This is a genomic window from Chlorobiota bacterium (assembly GCA_016710285.1).
In the GTDB taxonomy this organism is placed as follows: domain Bacteria; phylum Bacteroidota; class Ignavibacteria; order OLB7; family OLB7; genus OLB7.
This window is the reverse complement of sequence record JADJXR010000001.1, coordinates 1,707,705-1,719,995: the sequence shown is the minus strand read 5'-3', so window position 1 is coordinate 1,719,995 and position 12,291 is coordinate 1,707,705. Positions and strand designations below refer to the sequence as shown.

8 protein-coding genes are annotated in these 12,291 nt (G+C 58.9%); 7 read left to right on the top strand and 1 reads right to left on the bottom strand.

Annotation, left to right across the window (positions count from 1 at the left end):
- The first annotated feature begins 50 nt into the window (after window positions 1-50).
- The 6 genes from IPM61_06065 (at window position 51) to IPM61_06040 (ending at window position 10,065) form a co-directional block, all read left to right on the top strand.
- The gene (locus tag IPM61_06065) at window positions 51-845 is read left to right on the top strand and encodes an ATP-binding cassette domain-containing protein (protein ID MBK8910876.1); all 795 of its coding nucleotides are present in this window, start codon (window positions 51-53) and stop codon (window positions 843-845) included.
- A 258-nt stretch (window positions 846-1,103) separates the two neighbouring features.
- Window positions 1,104-5,117 carry an SBBP repeat-containing protein gene (locus tag IPM61_06060; protein ID MBK8910875.1) on the top strand — a complete coding sequence of 1,338 codons (4,014 nt, stop codon included), beginning with the start codon at window positions 1,104-1,106 and terminating at the stop codon, window positions 5,115-5,117.
- Window positions 5,117-7,156, top strand: coding sequence for an OmpA family protein (locus IPM61_06055; GenBank protein MBK8910874.1), 2,040 nt, complete (start codon window positions 5,117-5,119; stop codon window positions 7,154-7,156). Before IPM61_06060 ends, IPM61_06055 begins: the two co-directional genes overlap by 1 nt.
- Window positions 7,157-7,168: 12 nt before the next feature.
- Complete coding sequence (locus tag IPM61_06050) at window positions 7,169-8,419, top strand: hypothetical protein (protein MBK8910873.1); 1,251 nt, start codon at window positions 7,169-7,171, stop codon at window positions 8,417-8,419.
- 30 nt (window positions 8,420-8,449) lie between these two features.
- Window positions 8,450-9,877, top strand: coding sequence for a VCBS repeat-containing protein (locus IPM61_06045; GenBank protein MBK8910872.1), 1,428 nt, complete (start codon window positions 8,450-8,452; stop codon window positions 9,875-9,877).
- Window positions 9,838-10,065 carry a T9SS type A sorting domain-containing protein gene (locus IPM61_06040; protein MBK8910871.1) on the top strand — a complete coding sequence of 76 codons (228 nt, stop codon included), beginning with the start codon at window positions 9,838-9,840 and terminating at the stop codon, window positions 10,063-10,065. The genes IPM61_06045 and IPM61_06040 overlap by 40 nt, the downstream gene beginning before the upstream one ends.
- 39 nt (window positions 10,066-10,104) lie before the next feature.
- Here the strand turns inward: IPM61_06040 and IPM61_06035 are convergent, their stop codons facing one another.
- Window positions 10,105-10,386 carry a helix-turn-helix transcriptional regulator gene (locus IPM61_06035; protein ID MBK8910870.1) on the bottom strand — a complete coding sequence of 94 codons (282 nt, stop codon included), beginning with the start codon at window positions 10,384-10,386 and terminating at the stop codon, window positions 10,105-10,107.
- A gap of 169 nt (window positions 10,387-10,555) precedes the next feature.
- Between IPM61_06035 and IPM61_06030 the strand changes: the two genes are divergently transcribed.
- A complete protein-coding gene (locus tag IPM61_06030) occupies window positions 10,556-12,226 on the top strand; it encodes a T9SS type A sorting domain-containing protein (GenBank protein ID MBK8910869.1) in 1,671 nt (556 codons plus the stop codon).
- The last annotated feature ends 65 nt before the right edge of the window (window positions 12,227-12,291 follow it).

The following is a 12,291-nucleotide window of genomic DNA, read 5'->3' as shown; positions in this document are numbered from 1 at the left end:
AAAAAACTTGGGGAACAAATCAACAGAAACTCAATCACAAGTGGCGCACGATGATCGCTGTAGAAAATCTTCATAAATCTTTTGGCCCAAAGCAGGTGCTGCGCGGGGTCTCCTTCCGGATTGAAGCGGGGGAGACGGTGGCAATTATTGGCCGCTCAGGGACGGGGAAAAGCGTGCTGCTGAAACTGATTGTTGGACTGCTGCAACCGGACCAGGGGACCGTGACGCTGGACGGAAAGCGGGTGGACCAGATGAGCGAGAAGGAACTGTACGAAATGCGCCGCACCATCGGCTACGTTTTCCAGGGGGCGGCCCTGTTCGATTCCCTTACCGTTGCCCAAAACATTGTGCTTGGGCTGCATGAGCATGGCGAGCGGAACCAGCAGTTGTTGGATAGCGAAATCCACCGCAACCTGCTGAACGTTGGATTGCTTCCCGACCCCGAACGGATGTCGCCCGCGGCGTTCAACGAGGCCTACCAGATTATCGCCAACAAAAAACCGGCGGAGCTTTCCGGCGGGATGCGAAAGCGGGTGGGGGTGGCGCGCGCCCTTGTTGGCCAGCCCCGCTACATCTTTTACGACGAGCCAACCACGGGCCTGGACCCGATCACCAGCGAGCAGATTGACAACCTTGTCCGCGACCTTGCCACCAAGTTGGACGTCACCTCGGTGCTGATTACCCACGACCTCTTCTCCGTGTACAAAGCTGCCGACCGCGCAATTTTTTTGGAGGAAGGATTGATCCGGTTTATCGGCACGCCGCAGGAGTTGCGGCAAAGTGAGGACCCCGTTGTTCGCGAGTTTATCGAGCGGTACAACGCGGAGAAGGTGGCCCAACCATAGCCACCATTGCCCCCCCACGTGCGGCGGTCCTGCTCACAGCGTATTACCGAAATATCCCCCCGGATGGACTGCCGAACCACGCGGTGGCTTGTAACTTTGACCCGCTCCAGAGTGTAGTTCCCAGGGCGTAACCGCGCGATAGCCGCCACTTCGCTTGCCATCACCGTTTGGCTATCCTTTCCCCCTTTCTGTGATCCTTTGCGTGACTTGTTACCCGGTTGTGTATTGTTGGCTCAGCAACCTACTCATCAAATGCCGATGCGATTTCTTCGATCCCTTCTGATATCCTTTGTCCTGATTGCCCTTGTTGGCACGCTTCATTCCCAGCAACGTTCGCACCCGTTTGGCACCGCCGCCACCGGCGCGTTCATTTTTGCGGAAAACGTTGGGCAGTGGCCCGGCGACGCGCTGTTCCAGGGGCGCGCCGATGCTGCCAGCGTCCGGTTCCGCAAGGGTGGGGTGGACTTTTTCTACATCACCGATTCCGTTGGCAACACCGGCGCAAGGAATCCCCAGCGCGCAGTATCGGGCTATCTGCTGGCCACCAATTTTGTTGGCGCGCGTGCCGATGTTGAGGTGGTGGGTGAGGGGCCAACCGCTGCCCGGTTCAACTACTACGGCATTGCCAACCGCAACGGCTCCCATTCCGGAGCCAACGGGTTTCAGCGGGTCCGCTACCGCAACATCTACCACGGCATTGATGCCCTGTACTACGGCAACAACGGCGGGATGAAGTATGATTTCATCATCGCCCCCGGCGCCAACCACCGCCAAATCTCGCTCCGCTACGACGGTGCCGATAGCCTATCAATCGGCGCGAAGGGTCAGCTGCTGGTCCACACTCCATTTGGGGTGGTTCGCGAGGCCCCGCCCTACTGCTACCAGGAAGTCGCAGGGGAACGCGTCCCGGTTCGGGGTGAGTATCGGCTGATGGGGAACAACCAGTTCGGGTTCGCAATCGGAAGCCACCGGCGGGACCTTCCGCTGGTGATTGACCCTTGCTTGTCGGTGGAGTACGTCGGCTATTTGGGGGGTGGGGGATATGATGTTATCTCCTCAATCGCCATTGACTCCAGCGGCAACACCTACGTCACCGGGTTCACCAACGCCCCCGATTTTCCCCGCCGCCCGGGAGTCGGCGCGCTGCCGGCCGGGAACTACATCTTCGTCAGCAAACTCACCAGCGACGGAAGCCAGCTTCTGTACTCCACCGTTGTTGGCCGCCCCTACTCCGGAACCTACATCGTCACGGGGCAGGGGGAGATTTTTTATGAGGCAATCGGTGAGGATTTGGAGGTGACGGCCGCGGGGGAAGCGGTGGTGGGGTTCACCACAAACATCCCAAACCTAACAACCACCCCCGGGGCTTGGGCAACCACAAAACTGGCCAACGATCTGGATACCGAGTGCGACCCTCCAATCGCCCAAAACTTTGACTTCTACGTTGCGCGGTTGGATGGAAATGGGGAGCTGAAATGGGGGACGTATCTGGGGGGGAAACAGAACGATTACTTCGCCGATCTGGCGTTGGATAACAACCAGAACGTCTGCATCACCGGCACAACCTACGCGCCGGAGTGTGGCCGTGGCGACACGCTGCTGTTCCCGTTCACGGTGGATAAAAGCGCGTTTGCTTCCAACGATCAATTCGCGGGGTTCCAAGCGGTGGCAGTGCGGCTTAGCGCGAACGGCGGAACCCTGCAGTTCAGCGCGCCGTTGGGGGGGCGCGGCAACGAGTTCGCAGGGCGGATTGCCGTGGACCAATCGGGGAACATCATCACCCTGGGAAGCACCAATTCCGACAACTTCCGCACCACGCCCAACGCATTCCAGGCGGCTGCGCGGGCCGGAATCGGGGGCGGGGTTTATGACCTCTATCTGGCGCAACTGAACCCCACTGCCGGAACACTCCTGTACAGCACCTACATTGCCGACAACGGAACACAAGGAAGGAGCGGATTGGGGTTTGGCGGATACACGCCGCGCCAGATTGGGCCGATGCTGGGCTATGGCGACCAAGCGCGCCCGCAAGCCCTATCCATCAGCAACAGCGATGGCACGTTGCTGATTGGGGGAACCACCCGCAGCCGTACACTTCCGGCAAGCGCGGGCGCGTTCCAGGGGTCGGCACCGAACGGGGCCAACGCGTTTGTGATCCGGTTCGACATCCCCACCAATCGGATCATCGCCGCAACGTACGTGGGCGGGTCCGACGACGATTTTCTGGGGGGGCTTGGGTTCGATCCGTTCGGCGATGTTGCCGTTGCGGTCTCCACCGCCTCGCACGATTTCCCGATCACCAACGTGAACATCCAATCGCAGCTGTACGGCGTTAGCGATGCCGCGCTGGTGATTCTGGGGCGGGGGCTGGGGGGATTATCCTACGGCACGTTTATCGGCGGGAACACACCATCGGGAAGCACGCGGGATTCCTACTTGTGGGAACAATCGGTGCGGGGGCTAATCACCGCCCCACGCGAAGGGGGGATCTATCTGTACGGCGCGACCTCATCGCGGGACCTTCCCGTCACCTCCAACGCCTTCCAACGGAACAACGATTACTACAGCGGCTACATCATCAAATTTGCCGGGCCGAACAACCCACGGCTTGGAACCGGGTTGGCCGCATACTTCCCGGAGAACGCTTGCGGCAGCGAAGAGGTTATCTCCCACTTGGTTTTCAACTCCGGCTTCTCCCCGCTAACGATTGATTCGGCCACCGTTCTCACCGGCGAGCATTTCCGGGTGCTGAACACCGGGCGGTTCCCGATCACGCTGGGCCCGTGCGACTCCACCTACATCACCGTTGCATTCAAACCAGCCCCCGACGCGCTGTGCGACCGCAACCTGCGCGACTCGCTGCTGATCCACTCCGCCAACGCCATGCCGAACCGCACGGCTGTGTACCTGCAAGGGATCAAGCGGTGCATCGGTTTCACCTTTCTTGATACGGCGGTGAACGACCCCCGCTACTGGCTTGGAAGCACCACGCAATATCACTTCAGGGCGGCGGTCCAGGGGGACGTTCCGCAATACCTGACCATCACCCCCGACCCCGGCAACCAAGGCATTTTTGTGCCAACGCCGCCGGTGGTCAATCGCCCGCACTTGCAAGGGACCGCCTTTGTTGATTTCGAGATTCGCGCCCCCGACACCGGCTACTACTGCGAGACGTTCACCGCAACGATTGAGCCGTGCGGACGCTCGCAAAAACTGAAAATCTGCGCCTACGTGAAAAGTGGGTTCTTCCATGCCGAGGATACCATCAACTTGGGGGTGCTGGAGTGCCGCACGCAGGAGATTCCCATCACCATCGGCAACACCGGCAACGACACGCTGCGGTGGCGACTGTGGTTTATTGGCGGCGACCAGGGGGGCGACATCATCTACGACCAACTATCGCTGGTTGCGTCGCGTCCGCTTCCCCAGAAGGACTCCGTCAGTTTCAACCTCACCGTGCGGCCAACCGGCGTGGGGAAACGCCAGGCCATTTTGGTGTTTGAAACCAACGAGCTTCGGAACCAACGCCCACGCATCATCCTTCTTTCCGAGCTTGACACCGTCAGCTTCCGCCTGGGGCATCAAGGGTTCACCGGCGGGTTTGGCGAACTGTACTCCATGCCGATCAGTTACGAGCCAATCCGGCAAGGGCGCGTTCCTTCCACCGAGCTGACGTTCCTTGCGAAGTTCAATCCATCCATGCTGGCCGTGGAAGGGATTGATGGAGCCGGGACGATGACCGAAGGATGGAGCATTGTGGAGAAGCAGGAGATTGCCAACGTTGGAACGCTTCTGCGGATTTCCGCCGGAACCACCGGCAAGCCGTTGCGCGGGGCGGGAATGCTCACCCGGTTAAAACTGAAAGTGCTTCGCGGCGATTCCGTCCAATCTCCGTTGCGGCTGGAGCTTTCCGGAATCAGCAGCCTTTGCATGAATGCCCAGGCCGACACCACGCAGCTGTTCCTGCTCAGCGAAGAATGCCGCGCCCACCAGCGTCTGCTGTTCACCAGCAACCGCTTGCTGAAGCAAAGCCTTCCGAACCCAGCCCGTGGCCAAACGGTGATCCCGTTCCGGGTCCCACACGCCGGGCAGGTTCGGCTAACCATCTACGATGCCATTGGCCGCGAAGTGCTGCGGCTGCTGGACGCGCCACGCCCCGAAGGAACCGAGGAACTGATCTTCGATGCCACGCTGCTTCCATCGGGACGCTACTACTACCGCATCACCATTGACAACGCCCTGAGCGACACACGGGAGATGGTGATAGAATGATGAAAACCTTCATGGAACGATTGCCGATTGGCCGCAAAACCTTTGCCACCCGTGCCCTTGCCTGCGCCGCGATTGCACAGCTGGTGGCGGCCTTCCCGCGCCAGCTGCACGCCCAAGAAACCGACACGCTGCCAACGCCCACACGCTTTTCCGTTGGCGGGTTTGCCGGGCTTGGCGGGAACCTCTATTTCGGTTCGGTGGACCTTGGAAGCAGCTCCAAATTTGGCGCGGGGAACTGCGGCGTGTTCAACAGCGGGTTTGGGCTTGGCGGGGTTGCGGGGGTGCTGGTGGAGTATCGCCTAACCGATGGCTTCACGCTGGGGCTGCGTGGAATCTACAACGGCAGCAACGGCGCGATGCGCACGCCCAACGCCGCCGGTGCCCAGTTCCGCAAACCGGATGGATCGCTGGCCCAGATTGAAAGCGAGCACACCTACCTGATTACCAACCCATCGGCAGGGGGGGAATTGTACGGGGCAATCCGCCCGTTCAATCTTCCACTAACCTTGCGCGGCGGGGTCCGGTTGGCCCAGCCACTTAGCCCAACGTACGAGCTTCAAGAGGAGATAGTGGAGCCAGCCGAGGCGTACTTCGACAACGGAACCCAAACCCGCAAGTATGGGTCGGGAGCCCTGAACGATGGGACCGAAATTGGAGTGATTGCCGGAGCCGGTTGGCCGCTAAAAATTGGCGACTTCTGGGAGCTGATCCCCGAGCTGACCCTTTCCACAACGCTCACCAGTTTCAGCCCCGTGGGAACCGGCTATCAGGCATCGGCCCAGCCGACGGTGGCGGTCCGCTACACCTTCCCGACCCCGGCGCCGGACCCACCGCCGCCGCCACCTCCACCGCCCCCACCACCTCCGCCGCCGCCCCCACCGCCGCCCAAGCCTCCGGTGTTGGCCGCAACGGTGCAGGCCGTTGGGATTGCGCCCGATGGAAGCGCGCAGAACCATCTGTCAATCCAGATTGCCGAGGTGGTTCGCGTTCGGGAGATTGCCGCGCTTCCGTACATCTTTTTCGAGGAGAACTCCGCGCAGATTCCGGACCGCTACCGGAACGCGCAACCAGGGAACGCCCGCGACCCGCTAAGCCGCTACCGCGCAATGCTGGCCACGCTTGGCGAACGCCTTGCCGAATCGCCGGACCAGCGGATCACCATTGTTGGGACCAACGCCAACGTTGGCGATGAAGCCGGCAACACAACCCTTTCGCGCCAGCGTGCCGAAGCGGTGAAGGAGTATCTGGTCAGCAACTGGGGAATCGCTGCCGACCGAATCCGGACCGAAGCGCGTGGGCTGCCGGAGGCTCCTTCCAACAGTGCCTATCCAGAAGGGAGGGAGGAGAATCGCCGCGCCGAGATTGTGGCCGATGCGGCACTGCTCCGCCCGTTGCGCATTGCCGACACAACCCGCGCAATCACCTCGCCCGGGTTCCGGTTCCAGAACAGCATCCGCGCCGATGCGGGCGTTGCCAGTTGGGAGATTTCTGCGCAGATCAACGGCGGGCCAATCCGGCAACTGCGCGGCCAGATGCGCCCACCCGAAACGTTGAACGAGCAGCTCACCAGCCAAGAATTGGAGCGGTTATCGAAGCCCGGGATGGAGCTTGGCTACGGCATGAGCGTGGGCGACAGCGCGGGGCAAACCGCCCGAACCGAAGCGGGCCGATTGCCGGTGGAAGTAACCCGCACCAGCGTGGAAGAAACCGGCGAAGGAGCATCGCTGCAAGAACTTGGGGAGGTTGTGGTGTTCGACTTCAACAGCGCACGGCTACGCACCGAAGCACGCGCGGCACTGGAACGGCTGCGCCAGCGGCTGCCAAAAGGGGCCAGCATTGCAATCAGGGGCTATGCCGACGAAACCGGGGACCCGGCGGTGAACCTGCGCCTTTCCACGGCGCGTGCGCGTGCGGTGGCGGCGGAGTTCCGCGACTTCACCGTGGCAATCGAGGACCCGCAATCAAGCATTTCCCTGTTCCCGAACGACACGCCGGAAGGGAGGTTCTACTCCCGCACCGTTCGTGTGCGGTTGCAGTAATTGGGGCAAGGGATGGCTGCCAAACGCGCCAGCCGCCGCAGAACGGATCTGCGGCGGCTGGCGCGTTTTTTTATTCTTTGGCGGGTGAGAACTTTCCCCCCGAACGGTGTCTTTATTGCAAGGATTGCGGAGGTTGTTCAACGCATCCAGCAACCGAACCGGAGCAATGACCGCCGTTGCTATCTTGCCAATGGTTCTTCCATCTCTACCATCCAATCGTTCAACATCATGCTCAACGCCATGTTCAACACACCGCTCAACACCATCGCCCCTTCCCGCCTTTGCCGCTCGTTCAACATCTTTCTGCGTGCCGCGCTGTTGCTGGCGGTTCTGGTTGTGCCGCCAACGGTTGCGGGGCAATCGTCATTATCTCCATCTGGATCACCTGCATCCGGCAGCTTGCGTGGGTGGGTGCGCCCAAGCGGGTCAGGGCTTGATCTTGAGGTCTATTTCTTCGACTCCGTTGAATCCGCCGACTGCCCGCTGCGGTTTGCCACACGTGCCGGAGGAACATCCGACAACAACCACGAGGAGCGGGCCAACAACGGCTACCCTTTGCAGGAGCGAATCTACTCCGAGCTGGACAGCACCCTTCCCCACATGGTGATTGCCGAAGGGCTTCGCGGAAGCGGCCTTCAGGGGCGAACCCCGCACTTCTTGATTGTTCGTGGCCATCTTTTCACGGTTGGCCCGGCGTTCGACAGTTCCGTGCTGGTGGAAATCCGGTTGCAGCGGAAGCCCAGCCCACAGCACCCGGAAGCGGGCGACACACTGCTGCAACTGCGGAAGCGGGAGCTTCAGCCGCGGCCCGGGCAGGCGTACAGCCGTTACCGCGAGCTGGCCATTCCGCTGCCACGCTGGTGGGCCGATGCCGCCGCCACCGCGCAAGGTCCGGACCAAGCGGGGATCACCGTGAAGTGGGGTGGTGGCGAGCGGATTGGGCTCCATTCCATCGGGTTTCGGGACAGCCTGGGGCAGGTGATTCGTAGCCATGAGCAGCACTGGCGCACGTGGCGCGAATCGTTGATTGGTTGGATAGAAGAACGCGTGGCGGCGGAACCAAACCAGAGGGTTGGGAGAGTGGTGGATGAGATTCTGCAGACGCAAGGTGGGCAATGCCAGCAGCGGACCACGGCGCGGTGGTTGTTGGAGTTAATGGTGAAATACATTCGCCAGGAGCGGGGATTGCCGCTGGATGTTGAGGAGAATCGGGCCGAAGAAACAACGTGGCCAATGCTGCCAAAGGGAACGCCGAAGCGGTAGGATGCTTACTCCACTCACGATACCGACACCATGATGAACCCTCTTGCTATCCTTCTGGCCATCTTCCTGCTTGCCACAGCAAGCCCACTACTCCACGCCCAAGCCAGCGACACCATCCTCCCCAATCCCAACGCCGTCCTCCTTCGCAAAATCTGGATGATTCGCGGCGAGACTACTGGGCCCAATGCTGGTGGGATGGTCGGGGATGGGGCCGCTGCGATCCCTGATGTTACCGGAGATTCCCTTGATGATTTCCTCATCCACTTCGGTAAATCTCCCCTCTGGAAACTCTTCCCAAGCAATAATTTGGCTCCCGATACTACGCCCATCTGGCAAACCATAGGATTCAGCACTTACCCGCTTACCCCGGGCATTGGCTCCTTCTGGGGAGACTCACGAAAAATGCTCTGGATTGCACGCGATACCTGCGACACCAACCAAATCTGCTTCCTTCGACTCCTCCTTTTCCCTCTCATCAAAGGAACCATTGCTGACACCCCAGCGTTCATCCTCAACACTCACATCCAATTCTGCCCACGTGATGTTTTTGCTCGCGATCTTGACAACGATGGCGACGACGAGCTGATCTTGACTCGTTCGTGCAGCTACCCGGAAATCTGGATTTATGAGGGGGGACCGAACTTCACGACCACCGCGCCGACCATGAAAATTGGGGACGAGAACGACAACGAGCTATCGAACCACAGCACAGTAATTGCTGATGTGGATGGAGACCGGCGGTTAGATATGGTGACGGGGGCTGGGTATGGGGGCAATCCAAAACTCAAAATCTGGTACGGACGCGATGGCTCGCCATGGAACTGGAACTCTACTCCCGATCGCGTTATCCATCTCTCAAGCAATCTCCCCATCGGAACCAAACTCATCTATGCCAACTACGATGGCGATTCCTTGCTTGACTTCGCCGGAAATATTCACCTCGGAGACAACGCCGGTATCTACCTCTTCCTCTCCTCCTCCGGCAAATCCTTCCGTAACCGTTCCTTCGCACTCGACGATGCTGATCTCATCTTGCATAGCTCTACCTACTTTGTCCGAGATGCCGTCGGAACCATGAACGACCCAACCAAACGATTCGATATGCTTCCCGCTATCGGCATTGATCCTGCCTTGCTCCTCTTCTCCGGATCACGCAATGGGCCGACCTCACCAACGAGGCTTGGTACTCCGAAGCGATTCAACCCAACATCTTCTATGCCATGCGACCACTGGCCGATTGCAACGGGGACGGATGGAGTGATCTGTTGGTCAATGACCCAGATTGGTGGGGGTTCGATCAAGGCATTGCTGTCATCCTTGCTGGTGGCCCTTACATTCCACACGATGACCCTACCGTGGATGTTCAGCAACTCCCAGCAGAGGGGAAGTCCAATGCCATCTCACTCTGGCCAAACCCTGTGCGTGACCAACTCAACATCGCTTGGCATGGAGGGCTGAGTTTGCCGCCAGCTCGCATTGCCATCCACGACCTTACTGGAAGGCTTGTTGCCAGCGGAGCCACCGACCCTTCGGTTGGGGCAGCCATTTGGCACGCTGATGCGGTGGCTGATGGGACGTACTTCCTCACGCTGTATGACCGCAATGGGGTGGTTGTAGCCAGCAGGCTGTTTAGCAAGCAAGAATGATGGTGATTACGTAGCAGTCGAAGGAAGCACAACACGGGACTATCGCCGCTCGGAAAGGATGCTCTCCACCTCCGCCAGCAGCGTTGCAGAGGAAATCCCTAAGGCACCGGCAAGAATGAAAATCGTCACTAACCCAGGCTCCTTCTTCCCTAACTCCAATTCAGAGATAAAGGTGCGATCAATTCCAGAGTTCCATGCAAGCTGTTCTTGCGTAAGCTGGCGTTGGTGTCGGAAGCGACGCAACGCAGTTCCGAAGGCAGCAAACGTCGCCGGATCCCGAATCGGGAGTTTGCTGGAGTTCTGCTGCTTCGGCTTGGGCATAGCCGAAAGTATCGGGGAAGAGAAAGAAGGGCTTGACGGCTATAGCCATAGAATTGTATATTGCTCACAGCTTTGTTCTGCAAGCCTCGTTGAGCAGTTTTGCATAGGATGGAACACCAATGGTCAGTAAGTTCTCCGCACTTCACAGACTATCCCATTGAGGCTATCAATGAAACTCTCCTATATCATTCTGGTACTTCTCCTGCTTGCCACAGCAAGCACCACCCTCCACGCCCAAGCCAGCGACACCATCCTCCCCAATCCCAACGCCGTACTCCTTCGCAAAATCTGGATGATTCGCGGCGAGACTACCGGTCCCAATGCCTATACCTCTGTTGGAGAGGCTGCTGGCGCAATCCCTGATCTCAACGGCGATTCCCTTAGCGAATTTGTCGTTCGTGTTGGCAAAGCAGATCAATGGAGAATCTACCTCGGACGATACCCCTACCCCGATACCATCCCCTTCTGGACCTTTACTGGCGATTCGACTTCACCACCGCGACCCGCATATCCCCTCTTCGGTAACCTCAAAGGAGACAACCAGCAATTCCTTTGCCTCGGGCAACATCGCTTCCATGATTCTCCCGAACGATACCGCTTGTACATCTTCTCGGTCACCAACGGAATCATTGAACCGATACCAAGCGACACCTTGGACCCTTTACAAACCATGAACCCTCCTGTTAACATCGCTCCTACTACAGGCTATATCATCAACCTCGATCAGGAGACCGGCGATGAATTAGTTCTTACTGCAGAAGTCACGCTGCGGAACAAGCAGCGGAGCACCAACGCAGAACTCTGGTTCTTCAAGGGGGGTCCCGACTTCCAAGTCAACCAGCCCACCAAGATCATCGTTGACCCAGACGAAAACGATGATCGGGCTTACAGCACCGCCTTCGCCGACTTTGATGGCGACCACTTCCTCGACATGGTCATTGGATGTGGATACCCATCTGGACCAAAACTCAAAATCTGGTACGGACGCGATGGCTCGCCATGGAACTGGAACTCTACTCCCGATCGCGTTATCCCTTCACTCCCCGGCTTCCCATGGTTCTCCAATGGCATCACCTCTCTCGATTCCGATGGCGATTCCATCGCCGACATCCTCGTCAATGGCAATTACCTCTTCCGATCCGCTTCCGGCAAAAACTTCCGCTCCCGATCCTTCCAGGTTGACGATGCCGATCAACAACTCCAAAGCCCTGACTTCTTCGTCCGATTCAATGCCGGTCCGCTCAATAACTCCAACCACCGCTTCGACATGATCGCACTTGTGCGGCAAGGGCAAGACCGATTCGCATCCTCCGAACTCCGACTCTTTAGCGGTGATGCGGGAGTCAATACCACCTATGATGCCTTCTACAGCACCCATAGCGATGGCATGATTGCAGGCAACAGCTTCCAACATGTCGTTCCACTGGCCGATTGCAACGGGGACGGATGGAGCGATCTGTTGGTAGCTGACCCCAAGTGGTGGGGTTTCGATCAAGGCATTGCCATCATCCTTGCTGGCGGTCCTTACATCCCCAACGATAATCCCTCTGTGGATGTTGAACAACTCCCAGCGGAGGGAAAGTCCAACGCCATTTCACTCTGGCCGAACCCTGTGCGTGACCAACTCAACATCGCTTGGCATGGAGGGTTGAGTTTGCCGCCAGCTCGCATTGCCATCCACGATCTTACCGGAAGGCTTGTTGCCAGCGGAACCACCGACCCCTCGGTTGGGGCAGCCGTTTGGCACGCTGATGCGGTGGCTGATGGGACGTACTTCCTTACGTTGTATGACCGCAATGGGGCGGTTGTAGCCAGCAGGCTGTTTAGCAAGCAAGAATGATCCCGCAGTAATGGCTATTGCAGTTATCCTCCGTTGTGTACCTTCAGCACGAAAGCATTACTTGG